General features: G+C 70.3%; 16 protein-coding genes. 7 read left to right on the forward strand and 9 right to left on the reverse strand.

The window, feature by feature from the left end; genetic code table 11:
• Nucleotides 1-84 precede the first annotated feature (84 nt).
• On the forward strand, nt 85-1,512 hold the full coding sequence (pyk, locus tag ACFYS8_RS07520; protein WP_387637174.1) for a pyruvate kinase: 1,428 nt from the start codon (nt 85-87) through the stop codon (nt 1,510-1,512).
• An 87-nt stretch (nt 1,513-1,599) separates the two neighbouring features.
• On the opposite strand, the gene ACFYS8_RS07525 is transcribed toward pyk, so the two are convergent.
• The 4 genes from ACFYS8_RS07525 to trxA form a co-directional block, all read right to left on the reverse strand.
• On the reverse strand, nt 1,600-2,829 hold the full coding sequence (locus ACFYS8_RS07525) for a hypothetical protein (protein WP_387637176.1): 1,230 nt from the start codon (nt 2,827-2,829) through the stop codon (nt 1,600-1,602).
• Nucleotides 2,826-3,389, reverse strand: a complete 564-nt coding sequence (locus ACFYS8_RS07530; RefSeq protein ID WP_387637179.1) for a DUF6114 domain-containing protein — start codon at nt 3,387-3,389, stop codon at nt 2,826-2,828. The genes ACFYS8_RS07525 and ACFYS8_RS07530 overlap by 4 nt, the downstream gene beginning before the upstream one ends.
• A gap of 145 nt (nt 3,390-3,534) precedes the next feature.
• Entirely contained in the window at nt 3,535-4,161 is a 627-nt protein-coding gene (locus tag ACFYS8_RS07535) for a DUF6230 family protein (protein WP_387637182.1), read from the reverse strand.
• 566 nt (nt 4,162-4,727) lie between these two features.
• Nucleotides 4,728-5,708, reverse strand: coding sequence for a thioredoxin (gene trxA, locus ACFYS8_RS07540; RefSeq protein WP_387637184.1), 981 nt, complete (start codon nt 5,706-5,708; stop codon nt 4,728-4,730).
• 341 nt (nt 5,709-6,049) lie between these two features.
• Here trxA and ACFYS8_RS07545 point away from each other — a divergent pair, with 341 nt between their 5' ends.
• Entirely contained in the window at nt 6,050-6,715 is a 666-nt protein-coding gene (locus tag ACFYS8_RS07545) for a TetR/AcrR family transcriptional regulator (protein WP_387637187.1), read from the forward strand.
• Between the two features lie 7 nt (nt 6,716-6,722).
• Here the strand turns inward: ACFYS8_RS07545 and ACFYS8_RS07550 are convergent, their stop codons facing one another.
• The 4 genes from ACFYS8_RS07550 to ACFYS8_RS07565 all read right to left on the reverse strand — a co-directional run bounded on the left by ACFYS8_RS07550 (nt 6,723) and on the right by ACFYS8_RS07565 (nt 10,564).
• A complete protein-coding gene (locus ACFYS8_RS07550) occupies nt 6,723-7,592 on the reverse strand; it encodes a sigma-70 family RNA polymerase sigma factor (RefSeq protein WP_387637190.1) in 870 nt (289 codons plus the stop codon).
• A 203-nt stretch (nt 7,593-7,795) separates the two neighbouring features.
• Nucleotides 7,796-9,481: a methylmalonyl-CoA mutase gene (locus ACFYS8_RS07555; protein ID WP_387637192.1), complete on the reverse strand. Its 1,686-nt coding sequence runs from the start codon at nt 9,479-9,481 to the stop codon at nt 7,796-7,798.
• A 190-nt stretch (nt 9,482-9,671) separates the two neighbouring features.
• Nucleotides 9,672-10,004 (reverse strand): DUF3817 domain-containing protein, encoded by a 333-nt coding sequence (locus tag ACFYS8_RS07560; protein ID WP_387637194.1) that lies wholly within the window; start codon nt 10,002-10,004, stop codon nt 9,672-9,674.
• 20 nt (nt 10,005-10,024) lie between these two features.
• A complete protein-coding gene (locus ACFYS8_RS07565; RefSeq protein WP_387637197.1) occupies nt 10,025-10,564 on the reverse strand; it encodes a MarR family winged helix-turn-helix transcriptional regulator in 540 nt (179 codons plus the stop codon).
• A gap of 457 nt (nt 10,565-11,021) precedes the next feature.
• Here ACFYS8_RS07565 and ACFYS8_RS07570 point away from each other — a divergent pair, with 457 nt between their 5' ends.
• Entirely contained in the window at nt 11,022-12,671 is a 1,650-nt protein-coding gene (locus tag ACFYS8_RS07570) for a M4 family metallopeptidase (protein ID WP_387637199.1), read from the forward strand.
• 83 nt (nt 12,672-12,754) lie between these two features.
• Here ACFYS8_RS07570 and ACFYS8_RS07575 read toward each other — a convergent pair whose 3' ends face one another.
• Nucleotides 12,755-13,084 (reverse strand): DUF3817 domain-containing protein, encoded by a 330-nt coding sequence (locus ACFYS8_RS07575; protein ID WP_387638829.1) that lies wholly within the window; start codon nt 13,082-13,084, stop codon nt 12,755-12,757.
• A gap of 161 nt (nt 13,085-13,245) precedes the next feature.
• Here ACFYS8_RS07575 and ACFYS8_RS07580 point away from each other — a divergent pair, with 161 nt between their 5' ends.
• The 4 genes from ACFYS8_RS07580 (at nt 13,246) to ACFYS8_RS07595 (ending at nt 16,187) form a co-directional block, all read left to right on the forward strand.
• Nucleotides 13,246-14,019, forward strand: a complete 774-nt coding sequence (locus ACFYS8_RS07580; protein WP_387638832.1) for a DUF2127 domain-containing protein — start codon at nt 13,246-13,248, stop codon at nt 14,017-14,019.
• 82 nt (nt 14,020-14,101) lie between these two features.
• Complete coding sequence (locus tag ACFYS8_RS07585; RefSeq protein ID WP_387637201.1) at nt 14,102-14,740, forward strand: AIM24 family protein; 639 nt, start codon at nt 14,102-14,104, stop codon at nt 14,738-14,740.
• A complete protein-coding gene (locus tag ACFYS8_RS07590; protein ID WP_387637204.1) occupies nt 14,740-15,390 on the forward strand; it encodes an AIM24 family protein in 651 nt (216 codons plus the stop codon). Before ACFYS8_RS07585 ends, ACFYS8_RS07590 begins: the two co-directional genes overlap by 1 nt.
• A 35-nt stretch (nt 15,391-15,425) precedes the next feature.
• Nucleotides 15,426-16,187, forward strand: coding sequence for an AIM24 family protein (locus ACFYS8_RS07595; RefSeq protein WP_387638835.1), 762 nt, complete (start codon nt 15,426-15,428; stop codon nt 16,185-16,187).
• The last annotated feature ends 128 nt before the right edge of the window (nt 16,188-16,315 follow it).

A 16,315-nucleotide genomic window follows, 5' to 3' on the forward strand; every position in this document is an offset into this window, starting at 1 on the left:
ATCCCATCCCTCGGAATGTTCGTTGGCGATATCTGACGATTCGAGTCGAATACACCGATAACACGAACGGATAGACTGACGGATATGCGCCGAGCGAAAATTGTCTGCACCCTGGGTCCTGCCACGGACTCCTACGAACAGCTGAAGGCCATCGTCGAAGCGGGCATGAACGTCGCCCGACTGAACATGAGCCACGGCTCCCACGCCGAGCACGAGGACCGGTACCGCCGCGTCCGCCAGGTGTCGGAGGACACCGGCCGCACCATCGGCGTGCTGGCCGACCTGCAGGGCCCCAAGATCCGTCTGGCGACTTTCGCCAACGGCCCGGTGACCGTTGACAACGGCGACACGTTCACCATCACCACCGAGGACGTCCCCGGTGACCAGCACATCTGCGGCACCACCTACAAGGGCCTGCCCGGCGACGTGAAGCCCGGCGACCCGATCCTGATCAACGACGGCGTCATCGCCCTGGAGGTCGTCAGCGTCGACGGCCCGCGGGTGAAGACCGTGGTCGTCGAGGGCGGCGTGCTCTCCAACAACAAGGGCATCAACCTGCCCGGCGCGGCGGTCAACGTGCCCGCGCTGTCCGAGAAGGACAAGGACGACCTGCGCTTCGCCCTGCGACTGGGCGTCGACATGATCGCGCTGTCCTTCGTCCGCAACGCCGCGGACATCGAGGACGTCCACAAGGTCATGGACGAGGTCGGCATTCGTGTGCCGGTCATCGCCAAGATCGAGAAGCCGCAGGCCGTCGAGGCGATGGAGGAGATCGTCCTCGCCTTCGACGCGATCATGGTGGCCCGCGGCGACCTGGCGGTCGAGTACCCGCTGGAGAAGGTGCCGCTGGTCCAGAAGCAGCTGGTCACCCTGGCCCGCCGGAACGCCAAGCCGGTGATCGTCGCCACCCAGATGATGGAGTCGATGATCCACGCCTCGCGCCCGACCCGCGCCGAGGTCTCCGACGTCGCCAACGCGATCCTGGACGGCGCGGACGCGGTGATGCTGTCCGCCGAGTCCAGCGTCGGCAAGTACCCGGTCGAGACCGTCAAGACCATGAGCAGGATCGCCGAGAAGGCCGAGGAGGAAATGCTCTCGCAGGGCCTCCAGCCGCTCAACCCGGGCCGCAAGCCGCGCACCCAGGGCGGCTCGGTCGCCCGCGCCGCGTGCGAGCTGGGCGACTTCCTCAACGGCCAGGCGCTGATCGCCTTCACCAAGTCCGGTGACACCGCCCGCCGACTGTCCCGCTACCGCTCGCCGATCCCGGTGATCGCGTTCACCCCGGACGTCGCCACCCGCAACCAGCTCTCGCTGAGCTGGGGCGTCGAGGCGTACGTCACCGAGCAGGTGGCCACCACCGACGCGATGGTCGAGCAGGTCGACCGCGAGCTGGTGAAGCTCGGCCGCCTCACCGAGGGCGACACCGTGATCGTCACCGCCGGCGTGCCGGTCGGCGTCCCCGGCACCACCAACATGGTCCAGGTCCACCACCTGGGCACCCGCGGCCGCTGAGCCGCAGCGCGGAAAACCCGCAGGGGCGGGACCCGGGAGACCGGGTCCCGCCCCTGCGGGCGTCCGCGCGACAACTGTGACGACGGCTCAACCGTCGTACGGCTCCTTGTCGTTGAAGAGCCGCATGCCCGGAATGTTCAGGTCGCCGCCGAACTGGCCGGCCTGCACAGTCTTGGCGCCGGTGAGGGTCAGGTCCAGCGGGATCGGCACCGCGCCCAGCAGGTCCCACAGCCACTTCGGCAGGGTGTCCGGGGTCAGCGTGATCTGGCCCAGGTCGATCGGTATCGGCAGGCCGTAGATCTCCGCCAGGTGGCCGGACAGGCTCTCCACGTACATGGTGATCGGGCCGTTGCGCATGGTGGAGGTCGATCCCTGACGGCTCTTCACGTGGAAGGTCAGGCCCGGTATCTGGATGGTCGACATGTCCAGGTTCTCGATGTCGACGCTGTCGGTGGTGAACTTCAGCACCCGCTTGGTGCCGCTCTCCGTGGTGACGTCGTAGACGCCGTTGAACACCGAGCCGTGCAGCGCCAGCCGGGTCGAGTGCAGCACCCAGTTCTGGTCCGGCACCACGTGGCCCTTGGGCGCGGCCTTCGCGGCCAGGCCGCGGGTACTCACCAGGCAGTTCGGGTCGTCCGAGGCCGAGGCCGAGCTGGACGGCTTCGGCGCCTTGGTGGACGGCGCATTGGTCGACGGCGCCTTGGTCGGCGCCTTCGAACCCTCGGTGGCCGGGGCCTCCGGCGTGCCGGGCGTCTCGGCGGCCGGCTGCCCGGTCGCCGAGGGGCTCGGCTCGGCGGACGGCTTCGCGCTGGGGCTCGGGGTGGCGGGCGCGGTGGTCGCGGCCCCGGGTGTGGCCGACGGGGCGGTGCTCGGGTGGGTCAGCTTGTTCCACCAGTCGTCGATCACGCCGGCCTGCTGCACCCCGCCGCCGGCCGCGTTACCGGTGCTGGGCGTCACGTAGGCAGCGGACTGCACGCCGGTCGAGCCGGTGAACACCGCCGGCACCGCGGCGGCGCTGCCCGCGGGCGCCTGCCCGGACTGCACGGCCGCCGCCTCGCTCACCGAGGAGTCCGGCTGCACCTTGATCTCGCTCTTCGGGACGGGCGTCTCCTTGAGCACGGTGTCCGGGCTGCTCGCGCAGGCGCCGGACTGCGGGTCGGCCGCGACCGCCAGGGTCGGCGTGTAGGCGGCGCCGACCAGCAGCGCGGTCGGCACGGCGGCGATCGCCAGCGCCCGCCCGCGCAGCCGGGACCGCACGCCCTCCCGTGGCACCGCGTGCCGCGGGCCGGGAACCGCCGGCTTCTCCGAGTCGGTCACGGCCGCTCCCCCTCCGGACTCGCTGTCGGTGTGGTGCCCTGCGCCGGCGGCTGCTCGGCGACGGCCTGCGCGGGCAGCTGCGCGGTCGGCGCGGCGTCCGCGACGGTCGCCTCAGCCGCCATCTCGGCGGTCTCCGGCCCGGCGGCCGGCTCCGGCAGCGGCGCCCAGGAGGCCAGCAGGCCACCGGCGATCAGGCCGGGCACCACGCCGAATCCGAAGCCGCCCAGGTTGGAGACCGGGATGGAGATCAGCGCCAGGATGGTGGTCGCCACCCCGCAGAAGATCCGCACCATCGGCTGGAACCAGACGGTGATGCCGAGCACCATCATCAGGATGCCGATCAGCAGCGAGCCGGCGCCGGCGGTGGTGGCCATCGCCACCGTCAGGCCGTTCAGGCTGAGATGGGCGTACGGGAAGTACAGGATCGGGACGCCGGCGAACACGGCCAGCAGGCCACCCCAGAACGGCCGGGTGCGCCGCCAGGCGCGGAACCCTCGCCGGCCTCGGCTGGCCAAGCCGGCCGGGCCCTCGGGCCAGGCCTCGACGGTTGCGCTGGACATGGTGCGACTCCTCGATGGTGGGTCCGAGGGGGAAATACGGATGGCCCCGGGTATGCCGGGGTGCGGCCCGAGGGAGCGGCGCGCTGCCGCTCCCTCGGACCGGGGGTCCGCCGTCCGGCCCGACTGACGGGCCGTCAGTCACGGACTAGTAGCACTCGTTGACACCCTGGTTGATGTTCAGGTGCAGGTTCGGCAGCGTGAAGGTGCCCGCCGAGGTGGCCCAGGCGGTCTGCTGGACCTTGGACAGGTCCGCGGACTTGGCGGACTGGGCAAAGCCCTGCGCGCCGGACGGCAGGGAGCCGCCGTCCTTCTTCAGCTTGTCGATGGCCGTACCCTGCAGGGTGCTGGCGTCCTGGCCGATGTTGATGCTGTGGAACTCGGCGTCGGCGTTCAGCTGGTTCATGTCGATCAGCAGCTGCTGCGCGTCGACCGGCTTCTGGTCGCCGGCCTTGAGGACCAGGGTCCACTTGCCGAGCGGGCCGAGGTCGGTGACGACCGACTGGCACAGGTTCTGCAGGGTCGCGTGGTCGAACGCCGAGATGGCGACCGGGTGCGGCGTGTGGTTGGCCTCCATGTCGACGCCACCGAACTGCGAGAAGTTCTCGCCGTGCAGCTGGTCGACGGTGACCTTGAACTGCTGGCCGGAGACCGCGAACGAGGCCGCCAGCGCGGAGTTGGCCAGGGAGATGCCGATCGCGGCGGTGGCCGCGACGCTCGGCACCATCACCAGGGCGAAGCGCTTCCAGCGGGTCTTGCCGTAAGACGTGGACATGCGAGTCCTCCTTCTAGGACGTACATCTCCGGCCGGTCCGGTGCGTCCCGCACATGGTTCGGCCCGAAATGGGAGAGAGCTACGTCCTCGGTAGCGGAGAGCGCCTGATGCCGTGGGGACGGCGTCGGCGATCACCCCCGAGCGACAACCGTGCGAACGCGCGGGCTGCGCGACCGCCGAGGCCAGGAACCGCCGCGTGGGATCTGCGGTTACCCCCCTGCCCTCACCCGGTGGGGACCCTTCGTGACGAAGGGACCGGGCGTCGCCGATCGTGCTCGAATACCGGGCGGAGCACAAGGGGTGCGTTACTGACGGGTAATCCAACAGTGAACGCGTTCGCTCAGGGGATCGAAGGCGCGACTGCGCAGAGTGACGGAAGACGCAGGCCGCCAGAGCCGTGACCCTGGCAAACGAAGGCAAAACACCCCTCCTTCATCACTCGCCGTGACGAAGGAGGGGTGTTATCAAGATTTGGTAAACCTGCCCGGATTACCCGTGAAAGTCGTCAAATCACCGACGACACCGCAGGTCACCGAACGTGTCACCCAGTGCCGTCGGAACGGCTGTCAGAACAGCACCCGGGCCAGCGCCTGACGGGCCGCCACGGTGCGCGGGTCGTCGGGGCCGATCACCTCGAACAGCTCCAGCAGGCGCAGCCGCGCGGCGTCCCGGTCGTCGCCGAAGGTCTTCGCGACGGTGGACACGAGGCGGCCGAAGGCGTCCTCGACGTGCCCGCCGACCAGGTCCAGGTCGGCCGCCCGCAGCTGGGCCTGCACGTCCTTCGGGTCGGCCGCCGCGTCCGCGCGCACCTGCTGCGGGTCGAGCTTCTCCACCCGCTGCAGCAGCTGCGCCTGGGCCAGGCCGAGCTTGGCCTCGACGTGGCCGGGCCGCTCGCTCAGCACGTTCCGGTACGCCTGCACCGCGCCGCCCAGGTCGCCCCGGTCCAGCGCGTCGTGCGCGGCCTCCAGCGCCGGGTCGGCCGGCACCCGCGGGGCGGCTTCGGCGTCCGAAGCGCCCGCACCGGAGCCGCCGACGATGCCGAAGCGCTGCTCGGCGACCGCGATCAGCTGGTCGATCACCTTGCGAACGTTCGACTCGTTCTCGGCGCCCTGGAACAGCGGCACCAGCTGGCCCGCGACCACGGCCATCACGGCCGGAATGCCCTGGATGCCGAACTGCTGGGCGATCAGCGGGTTGGCGTCCACGTCGATCTTGGCGAGCACGATCCGGCCGGCGTACTCCTCGGCGAGGCGCTCCAGGATCGGGCTGAGCTGCTTGCACGGGCCGCACCACTCGGCCCAGAAGTCCACCACCACGGGGACCTCGGCCGAGCGCTGGACCACCTCCGACTCGAAGGTGTCCTCGGTGACGTCCAGCACCAGGGGGTAGTCCGCGAGCGCCGGGCCGTCGCCCGCCGCCGCCTGCCGGGCCCGCTCGGCCCGGGTCTGCTCCGCCTTCTGGGCGGCCTCTCCGGCCGCCTTCACCGCGGCGAGGTCCACCGCACCGCGCAGAGCGGAGCTGTTGAGACGCGAATTCCGTGACTGCATGGCTCTATCCTCCCCCGCCGGAGCCGGTACCGGACGCCATCCGCCCGGAAATGCCGAAACCGGGACGCCCGCCTCTCCCGGCGGAGCCCGGTCCGTTCGGGCGCGGATCCCCATCCGCGCCCCGCGCCAGCCCGATCCCAGAGGGCAGGGCGCGTTGGTCGTCGCTCTTTCGCTACTGGTCGTAGCGTATCTGCCGGACGGGCTCCCCCCGCAAGCCCCAACCGCCCTCCCGGAGCGTGAGCTGCCCCACTTTCCGACCCGGGGCGGGTATCGGGCAGCGCCGCAGGTCGCTACCGTGGGGCCACCAAGTTACTTCTGAGTAAATTCGCTGAGGAGGCGCGGTGGCCCCCACCACCCGGCAGCCCGCCGAGCAGCCGGACCCACCGGCCGTCACCCCGCCGCCCACCCGCGGCAAGGGCCGCCCCCGCAGCGCCGCCGCCGACCAGGCCATCCTGGACGCCACCCGCGAGGCACTCGCCGAACTCGGCTGGGGCGGACTCACCATGGGCGACGTCGCCCAGCGCGCGGGCGTCGCCAAGACCACCCTCTACCGCCGCTGGCCGTCCAAGAGCGAACTCGTCGTCGACGCCATCGCCAGCCTCTTCGACCAGCTCGAATGCGCCGACCTCGGCAGCCTGCAGGCCGACATCGAGGCCGTGGTCGCCCGGTTCGCCGAGCTCCTCAACCGCCCCGAGACCCAGGCCGCCCTGCTCGCCCTGTTCGCCGAGGGCTCCCGCGACCTCCAACTGCGCCGCCGCATCCGGGAACGGATCGTCCAGCCGCAGAAGGTCCTCGTCCAGCTCGGCCGGGCCAACGCCCAGGCCCGCGGCGAGATGGACCCCGACCGGGACCCGGCCAGCGCCGACGAGGAGACCGACATCGTCTTCGACATCATCGCCGGCACCGTCGAACACCGGCTGCTGGTCAGCGGCGAACCCGTCACCGAGGATTGGATCCGCCGCTTCACCACCCTGCTGCTCAACCCCTTCCCGGGGCTGCTGCGTTGACGGACACTCAGCCCGGCAGCTCCAGGGACGCCAGCCGCTCCGGGTCGATCAGCACGTCGATCCGCGCCACCCGGCCGCCCACCACGGTGAACGCCATCACCGACACCGGACGGCCCTCCCGGACCGTCAGCACGCCGTAGGAGCCGTTCACCAGCACCAGCCGCGCGAACGGCGCCAGCTTCCGGAACCCCACCGCGGAGGCGGCGATCGCCGCGCCACCGCGCAGCACCCTGGTCAGCTCCGCCAGCGCGCCGCCGTCCGAACGCAGCACCGCGTCCGGCGCCAGCACCCGCACCAGGCCGTCGAAATCACCCTCCCGGGCCGCCGCCAGGAACGCCTCCACGGCGCCGCGCTGGGCCGCCGGGTCGCGGTCCGGCTCCGGCGCCTGTTCCTTCACCTTCTTGCGCGCCCGACTCGCGAGCTGCCGCACCGCCGCCGGGGACTTCTCCAACAGCGCCGCGATCTCCTCGAACGGCACCGCGAACAGGTCGTGCAGCACGAACGCGAGCCGCTCCGACGGGCCCAGCGTCCCCAGCACCACCTGCAACGCCAACCCGACCTGGTCCCCCAGCAGCGCCGCCGCCTCCGGATCGTCCCGCTCCGGCGCGGCCAGCACCGGATCCGGCACCTGGGTGTCCAGCTCCTCCTCCCGCCGCCGCGAGCGGCTGCGCAGCTCGTTCAGGCACACCCGCGACACCACCGTGGTCAGCCAGCCGCCGAGGTTCTCCACCTCCTCCGCATGCCGGTCCAGCCGCAACCACGCCTCCTGCACCGCGTCCTCGGCCTCCCCCAGCGAGCCCAGCATCCGGTACGCGACGGCCCGCAACCTGGGCCGTTGCGACTCGAAACGCGCGGCGAGAAGTGCTGCGCCGGTCATCTGCCATATCCCTTCCGCGGATGGGTGCGAAAACAGGGGCGCGGGGAACTGCGCGACAAGCGCAAGTCACGTCCGCAAGGTCGCGATCGAGTGCAGGTCATTGTCCTGCGTCGCGATCTTCCTGGTGGGTGCCTTCCGCTGCGCGCAGTTCCGCCCCCTCGCTTCGCTGGGGGTACCCCCAGCGCCCCTGTCTGCTCTCTCGCTCAGAACGAGGCGTTCTCGCGGTACGTGCCCCACTCGTCGCGCAGGGCGTGGCAGATCTCGCCGAGGGTGGCTTCGGCGCGGACGGCCTGGAGCATCGGTTCGATCATGTTGGTGCCGGAGCGGGCAGCGTCGAGCATCGCGTCGAGGCCGGCCCGGACGGCGGATTCGTCGCGCTGCGACTTGCGGGCGCCGAGGACGCGGACCTGCTCGCGTTCGACCTCGTGGCTGACGCGGAGAATTTCGAGTTCGGGGGTGACGCTGCGGGGGTGGCAGTTGACGCCGACCACGCGCTTGTCGCCCTTCTCGACGCCCTGCTGGTAGCGGAAGGCGGCCTCGGCGATCTCGCCGGTGAACCAGCCCTCCTCGATGCCGCGCAGGATGCCGGAGGTCATCGGGCCGATCGGGTGCTCGGCGCTGCCCTTGTCCAGGATGCGCTGGAAGATCTCCTCGACCTGCGCCTCGATCTTGTCGGTGAGCGCCTCGACGTACCAGGAGCCGCCGAGCGGGTCGGCGACGTTGGTGACGCCGGTCTCCTCCATGATCACCTGCTGGGTGCGCAGCGCGATCTCGGCGGCCTGCTCGCTGGGGAGGGCGAGGGTCTCGTCGAGGGCGTTGGTGTGCAGCGAGTTGGTGCCGCCGAGGACGGCGGAGAGGGCCTCGACCGCGGTGCGGACCACGTTGTTGTACGGCTGCTGGGCGGTGAGCGAGACGCCGGCGGTCTGGGTGTGGAAGCGCAGCCACTGCGCCTTGTCGGTCTTGGCGCCGAAGTGGTCGCGCATCCAGCGGGCCCAGATCCGGCGGGCGGCGCGGAACTTGGCGATCTCCTCGAAGAAGTCGAGGTGGGCGTCGAAGAAGAACGACAGGCCGGGGGCGAAGACGTCCACGTCGAGGCCGCGGGAGAGGCCGAGTTCGACGTAGGCGAGGCCGTCGGCGAGGGTGTAGGCGAGTTCCTGGGCGGCCGTGGCTCCGGCTTCGCGGATGTGGTAGCCGGAGACGGAGAGCGGCTTGTAGGCGGGGATGCCCTTGGCGCAGTGCTCCATCAGGTCGCCGATCAGGCGCAGGTGGGGCTCGGGGGCGAAGAGCCACTCCTTCTGCGCGATGTACTCCTTGAAGATGTCGGTCTGCAGGGTGCCGTTGAGGACGGCGGGGTCGACGCCCTGGCGTTCGGCGGCGACCAGGTACATGCAGAAGATCGGGACGGCGGGGCCGGAGATGGTCATCGAGGTGGTGACCTCGCCGAGCGGGATGCCGGCGAACAGCACCTCCATGTCGGCGGCGCTGTCGATGGCGACGCCGCAGTGGCCGACCTCGCCGAGCGACTTGGCGTCGTCGGAGTCGTAGCCCATCAGGGTCGGCATGTCGAAGGCGACGGAGAGGCCGCCGCCGCCGGCGTCGAGGATCATCCGGTAGCGCTCGTTGGTCTGCTGCGCGTTGCCGAAGCCGGCGAACTGGCGGATGGTCCAGGCGCGGCCGCGGTAGCCGGTGGGGTGCAGGCCGCGGGTGTAGGGGTATTCGCCGGGCCAGCCGATCCGCTCGAAGCCCTCGACCTCCTGACCGGCGGGCGGGCCGTAGACGGGTTCGACGGTCTCGCCGCTCAGCGTGGTGAAGTCGGCGTCGCGCTTGCGCGCCTTGTCGTACCGCTGCTGCCAGCGCTGCCGGCCGGCTTCGATCTGCTCGGCGTCCATCGGCTCCGACTCCGCTCCGTGCGGCCGCCCCGGTGGGTGGGCGGCACAACTACTTGGATGTCCTACTAATTTACTCGGACGTCCTACTACCTGTCGATGCCCGTCCTCCGAACGGCAGTCCGAAACGCGAAAGGGCGCCCCTCCCGGTGTGGGGAGGGGCGCCCGGCAGAGCTGGTGCGCGCGGTGGCGGTCAGGCGGCGGTGGGCTCCGGCGCGGCGATCAGCGGGGCGACCTCGCGGCTGACCTTGCGCTCGACGAAGAACACGGCGGTGGGGATGGTGCCGGCCAGCAGGACCCAGGCGAGCTTGCCGATCGGCCACTTGGCCTTGGTACCGAGGTCGAAGGCGAGCACCAGGTAGATCACGTACAGCCAGCCGTGCGCGATGCCGACGGCGGTGGTGAAGCCGGCGGCGCCCGACATGTCCAGGGCGTACTTGGCGATCACCCCGATGGTGAGCAGGATCAGGAGGACGCCGGTGATGTAGGCCATGGCACGGTAGCGGGTGAGCACACTCTGCTTCATGCCATCGAGGGTAACCGGCCCTACGGGTGCTCCCGGTCGTGGCCCTGCGGCTGTGGCAGGTCGAAGTCGCCGGCCGCCACCCGCAGCGGGCGGAACAGTTCGAACACCTCGCGGCAGTCGTCCTCGTCGTAGCCCTCCAGGCCGAACTCGACGGCCATCAGGTCGCGGGTGGCGCGTTCGACGACCTGGCGGCCGCGCTCGGTGATGGCCGCGAGGACGCCGCGGCCGTCGAGCGGGTTGGGGCGGCGGGCGACGAGTCCGGCGCGCTCCAGGCGGTCGACGGTGTTGGTGACGCTGGTGGGGTGCACCATCAGCCGCTCGCCGATCTTGGACAGCGGGAGTTCGCCGGAGCGGCTGAAGGTGAGCAGCACCAGGGCCTCGTAGCGGGCGAAGGTCAGGCCGTAGGGCTTGACCACCGCGTCGACCCGGGCCAGCAGGATCTGGTGGGCGCGCATCACCGAGGTGATCGCCGCCATCGCCGGCACCTTGCCCCAGCGGCGGGTCCAGAGTTCGTCGGCGCGGGCGATCGGGTCGAAGTCGAGAGCGAGGGGCTTGGGCACGACCCCACCGTACCTGCGGTCCGGGGCGCGGGTAGCAGGTGTCCACGATGCTGAACAAGGCCACCCGTTGGCGGGATCACGCCAAACAGACAACCGCCACCGTACTCCCGCAATTAACACCGGATAATCCGTCACTATTCAGTGAAAACACGGGAGTTGGGCCGAGTCCCAGCCCGCACCGCATGGTTCGCGGCGAAACCTCCGATTTCCTGACCGTTCCATTGCCGGGGGTCTGGCGAGAGTTTGCCAATTGTTGCCGGGGTCCTGTTCCGGGATTTGAACGATTGTCATGCTTCTGCCCAGCCCCGTTCGACAAGCCGGCCCACCCCACCGGCGACGTCGCCAGACCGCACGGAGCTGCACGTCAGCACCCGCCTCCGCCCCAGCAGGCACTACCCCCAGTGCCCCGGAACGTGGTGCGACCGCACATGCGGTTCATCCCGGAAGGAACCCGTACGTGAAGCGAAAGCTCGCTGTCGGAGCCGTTCTCTCTGCCTCTGCCCTGCTGGCCGGTGCGATCCAGGTGAGTGCCGGGATCGCCCAGGCCGCCCCCAACCCGGCCGCGCAGAACGCCCCGGGCCAGCAGCGCGCCGAACTGCTGGCGATGGCCGCCGGGCAGGCTCCCTCCGCCGCCAAGGCCCTCGGCCTCGGCGCCCAGGAGAAGCTGGTGGTCAAGGACGCCATCGTCGACGCCGACGGCACCCGCCACCTCCGTTACGAGCGCACCTTCAACGGGCTGCCCGTGCTCGGCGGCGACCTGGTCGTGCACCAGGACGCCAAGGGCCAGGTCCGCTCCTCCGACAAGGCCGTCTCCGGCAGCCTGGCCCCCGCCTCGCTGAGCCCGAAGCTGACGGCCGCCCAGGCCGCCGGCAAGGCGACCGGCGCGGTGCAGTCCACCGTCGGCATCACCAAGGACGCCGACGAGGCCGCCCTGACCTCGGTCTCCGGCGCCACCGGCAACTCCGAGCTGGTGGTCTGGGCCGCCGACGGCGCCCCGCGCCTGGCCTACCGCACCACCGTCGAGGGCATGCGGGCCGACGGCACCCCGAGCCGCCAGAAGCTGGTCACCGACGCGAACACCGGCGAGATCCTCTCCACCCACGAGGAGATCCAGACCGCCAACGCGACCGGCACCGGCAACGGCGTCTTCGTCGGCAACGTCTCGCTGACCACCACGCTGACCGGCAGCACCTACACGCTGAAGGACGCCACCCGCGGCAACCAGTACACGACCACGCTGGCGGGCAAGACCTCCGGCAGCGGCACCCTGTACTCGAAGACCACCAACTCCTGGGGCAACGGCCTGGCCTCCAACAAGGAGTCCGCGGCGGTGGACGCCCAGTACGGCGCGGCCGTCACCTGGGACTTCTACAAGAACACCTTCGGCCGCAACGGCATCCGCAACGACGGTGTCGGCGCGTACAGCCGGGTCCACTACGGCAGCAACTACGTCAACGCCTTCTGGGACGACAGCTGCTTCTGCATGACCTACGGCGACGGCGCGTCCAACACCCACCCGCTGACCGAACTGGACGTCTCCGGCCACGAGATGAGCCACGGCGTCACCTCCAACACCGCCGGCCTGAACTACTCGGGCGAGTCCGGCGGCCTGAACGAGGCGACCTCCGACATCTTCGGCTCCATGGTGGAGTTCTACGCCAACCTGTCGAAGGACGTGCCGGACTACCTGATCGGCGAGCTGATCAACATCAACGGCAACGGCACGCCGCTGCGCTACATGGACAAGCCCTCCAAGGACGGCGCGTCCGCCGACTACTGGTCCTCCACCGTCGGCAGCAAGGACGTCCACTACTCCTCGGGCGTCGCCAACCACTTCTTCTACCTGCTGGCCGAGGGCAGCGGCGCCAAGACCATCAACGGCGTCAGCTACAACTCGCCCACCTACAGCGGCGCCGCCGTCACCGGCATCGGCCGGGACCAGGCCGCGCAGATCTGGTACCGGGCGCTGACCGTCTACATGACCTCCACCACCAACTACAAGGCCGCGCGCACCGCGACCCTGAACGCGGCGAAGGACCTGTACGGCGCCACCTCCACCCAGTACAACGCGGTGGCGGCGGCCTGGACCGGCGTCAACGTGAACTGACCCCCACCGGGTAGCACAAAAGCTCGCGGCGGTCGGGCCTCCCACGAAGAGGCCCGACCGCCGCGCACCACGTTGTCCTGACGTCAGGCGGTGGCCGGCTTCGCCGCGTCCAGCTCGCCGCGCTCCTCCTTGGCGAGCATCCGCTCGGCGAAGAAGCCGCCGGTGGGCAACACCGACAGCACGAACATCAGCAGCGCGCGCTTCGGCTCCCAGCGGCGGGCCTGGTACGCCTGCACCAGGAAGACCACGTACAGCACGAACAGCACGCCGTGCACCATGCCCATCACCGGCACCGCGTTGAAGCTCGTGGTGCGCTTCAGCACCGAGCAGATCAGCAGCAGGATGAAGGACAGCCCCTCGGGGCCGGAGACCAGGCGCAGACGGTGGACGGCGGCGATGCTCTTCACGGGGATTCCTCACAGGCACGGCGGGCGGCTGGGTTTGTGAACGGATGCACAAACCAGACCTATTATCACCGACCCGCCGTCGCGGCCGACCCCGGACCCCCTATCCTGCTGTGCTGCGCGCGGCCTGAACAGCAGGCCCGCAGAGCAACGGGGGGACGCACACCATGCTGAGACGAGACTGGGACCGGCACACCTGTGCCCGGCGCGGCCACATCACCTACGCGCCCGACGAGACCGACCTGCGCGAGCGGCTGCACGCCACCACCGCCCTCGGCACCGCCTGGCGCTGCCTGCGCTGCGGTGACTTCGCGCTCGGCGAGCCGCACGGCTCCGGCCCCGCCGACGAGGCGCCGCTGGTGCCCCGCGGCAAGGCCCTGCGCGACCTGTTCATCCTGCGCTTCCTGGCCGTCGAACGGCTGCTGCGCGGCGTGCTGATCGTGGTCGCCGCCTGGGCGGTGTGGAAGTTCTCCAACAGCCAGGACGCGGTGCGCCGGATCTTCGACGAGAACCTCACCGTCTTCAAGCCGGTCACCGACCACTTCCACTACGACCTCGACCACTCGCCGATCGTCGACACCATCCGCAAGACCTTCGACTACCAGCACAACACCCTGATCTACGTCGCCGCCGCGCTCGTGGTCTACGCGCTGGTCGAGATCGTCGAGGCGTTCGGCCTGTGGTGGGGGCAGCGCTGGGCCGAGTACCTGACCGTGGTCGCCACCGCCGCGTTCCTGCCGCTGGAGGTCTACGAACTCACCGAGCACGTCAGCGTGCTGAAGATCTGCACGCTGCTGCTGAACATCGCCGCGGTGCTCTGGATCATGCTCTCCAAGCGGCTGTTCGGCCTGCGGGGCGGCGTCGTCGCGTTCGAGGCCGAGCGGCACTCCGCCTCGCTGCTGGAGGTCGAGACCTCCGCCGGGGCGCTGTCGCAGGCCGCCTGACGACGCGTCCGATGTGCCGGTTCCGTACCGGCTCGCCCGGCCCTCTCCCCACACCGGGGCGGGGGCCGCTACATTCCCCAACGTGGCACAGTTCCGACTCCAGGGGTCAAAGGTCCTCGCCGTCGATCTCGCCGGGGACACCGTCAAGGCACGCAACGGCTCGATGGTCGCCTACACCGGGCAGATGGGCTTCAAGAAGCTCACCGGCGGCGGCGACGGCCTGCGCGGCATGGTCACCCGCCGGCTCACCGGCGAGCGCATGGAGGTCATGGAGGTGAAGGGGCAGGGCACCTGCTACTTCGCCGACAAGGCCACCGAGATCAATCTGGTCCGGCTGAACGGCGAGACGCTGTTCGTCGAGTCCGACAACCTGCTCTGCACCGAGGCGTCGCTGCGCACCGGCACCTCCTTCACCGGCCTGAACGGGATGGCGAGCGGCAACGGCCTGTTCACCACCAAGGTCGAGGGCCACGGCTGGGCCGCCGTCACCTCGCACGGCCCCGCGGTGATACTCCGGGTCGCCCAGGGCCTGCCGCTGCGGGTCGACCCCGGCGCGTACGTCGCGCACACCGGCAACCTGAACCGCGCCCTCAAGTCCGGCGCCGGCTGGACCACGCTGATCGGCGAGGGCGGCGGCGAGGCCATGCAGGTCGAGTTCACCGGCGACGGGCTGGTCTACGTCCAGCCCTCCGAGCGCCTGACCTTCGGAGGCGACGCCTGATGGCCTTCACCCTGATCAACCACAAGATGGTCTCCGCCCAGGTGTTCCCGGGCCAGCGGATCCTCTCCCAGCGCGGCGCGATGCTCGGCTACACCGGCGAGGTCACCTTCAAGCCCAACCTGATGGGCGGCCAGGGCGGCGTCATGTCGATGATCGGACGCCGGGTGGCCAACGAGGACACCCCACTGATGACCGTCGAGGGCCACGGCACCGTGATGTTCGGCCACGGCGGCCACCACGTGCACGTCGTCGACCTGGCCGGCGACACCCTGTACGTCGAGGCCGACCGGCTGCTCGCCTTCGAGGGCAGCCTCCAGCAGTCCACCATGTTCATGGGACAGCAGGGCGGCCTGATGGGCGTGGTCCGCGGCCAGGTCACCGGGCAAGGGCTGTTCACCACCCAGCTCAGCGGCAAGGGCGCGGTCGCCATGCTCGCCCACGGCGGCGTCGTCGAACTCCCCATCTCCCCCGGAGCACCCGTCCACGTCGACCCGCAGGCCTACGTCGCACACCGCGGCCAGGTCACCAATAAGCTCTCCAGCGCGCTCGGTTGGCGCGACATGATCGGCCGCGGCTCCGGCGAGGCCTTCCAGCTCGAACTCTCCGGACACGGCATGGTGTACGTGCAGGCCAGCGAGGTGAAGCTCTGATGTCCTACCCCCCTCCCCCGTCCCACGCCCCGCTGATGCAGCCCCCCGGCGCCGACGGCCCGCAGGTCTGGGACCCGCACACCCTGCCTGTCAACGACAACGTCAACCCGTACTGCTTCTCGGTGGACCTGAACGGCGCGTACTACCTGCAGAAGGGCAAGATGATCGCCTACTACGGCGAGATGCGCTTCTCCGGGATCGGCCGCGGAGTCCTCGACCGGGTCCTCGAACAGAACTTCAACTCCCCACTGCACGCGTCGGATTGGGTCGTTGCCGAGGGACGCGGCAAGCTGCTGCTCGCCGACCGCGCGTACGACCTCAACTCCTACGACCTGGAGGACGGCAACCTGACCGTCCGGTCCGGCAACCTGCTGGCTTTCGAGCCGACGTTGCGACTCAAGCAGTCGATCATCCCCGGGTTCCTCACCCTGATCGGCACCGGCAAGTTCGTCGCCGCGTCCAACGGCCCCGTGCACTTCGTCGAACCCCCGCTACGGGTCGACCCCGAGGCCCTGGTCGGCTGGGCCGACTGCCCCGCCCCCTGCCACCACTACGACCACAGCTACCTGCACGGCGTCCTCGGCGGCATCCGGCACCTGACCGGGATCGGCGGCGCGAGCGGCGAGGAGCACCAGTTCGAGTTCATCGGGGCCGGGCAGGTGCTGATGCAATCGTCGGAGACGGTGATGGCCGAGAAGTCGGTCGGCGTCGTCGGCGAACAGTCGGCGGTCCCGCACCAGCAACCGACGCAGGCGATGCCGAGCCTGAGGGACCTCGGCCGGCAGTTCGGGCTTTAGCGGGGTGCGAAACCAGGAGGAGCACCACCAGGGGCGCGGGGAACTGCGCGCAGCGGAAGGCACCCAACCGCAAGATCGCGACGCAGGGCAATGACTTGCACTTGATCGCGACCTTGCGGACGTGGTGT

It is taken from the genome of Kitasatospora sp. NPDC004615, from assembly GCF_042873545.1.
In the GTDB taxonomy this organism is placed as follows: domain Bacteria; phylum Actinomycetota; class Actinomycetes; order Streptomycetales; family Streptomycetaceae; genus Kitasatospora.

What these genes read in the sequence shown, in the direction of transcription:
- pyk (WP_387637174.1), top strand. Translation starts at nt 85, where the DNA reads ATGCGCCGAGCGAAAATTGTCTGCACCCTGGGTCCTGCCACGGACTCC.
- ACFYS8_RS07530 (WP_387637179.1), bottom strand. Translation starts at nt 3,389, where the DNA reads ATGTCCAGCGCAACCGTCGAGGCCTGGCCCGAGGGCCCGGCCGGCTTG.
- ACFYS8_RS07535 (WP_387637182.1), bottom strand. Translation starts at nt 4,161, where the DNA reads ATGTCCACGTCTTACGGCAAGACCCGCTGGAAGCGCTTCGCCCTGGTG.
- trxA (WP_387637184.1), bottom strand. Translation starts at nt 5,708, where the DNA reads ATGCAGTCACGGAATTCGCGTCTCAACAGCTCCGCTCTGCGCGGTGCG.
- ACFYS8_RS07550 (WP_387637190.1), bottom strand. Translation starts at nt 7,592, where the DNA reads ATGACCGGCGCAGCACTTCTCGCCGCGCGTTTCGAGTCGCAACGGCCC.
- ACFYS8_RS07555 (WP_387637192.1), bottom strand. Translation starts at nt 9,481, where the DNA reads ATGGACGCCGAGCAGATCGAAGCCGGCCGGCAGCGCTGGCAGCAGCGG.
- ACFYS8_RS07560 (WP_387637194.1), bottom strand. Translation starts at nt 10,004, where the DNA reads ATGAAGCAGAGTGTGCTCACCCGCTACCGTGCCATGGCCTACATCACC.
- ACFYS8_RS07590 (WP_387637204.1), top strand. Translation starts at nt 14,740, where the DNA reads ATGGCCTTCACCCTGATCAACCACAAGATGGTCTCCGCCCAGGTGTTC.
- ACFYS8_RS07595 (WP_387638835.1), top strand. Translation starts at nt 15,426, where the DNA reads ATGCAGCCCCCCGGCGCCGACGGCCCGCAGGTCTGGGACCCGCACACC.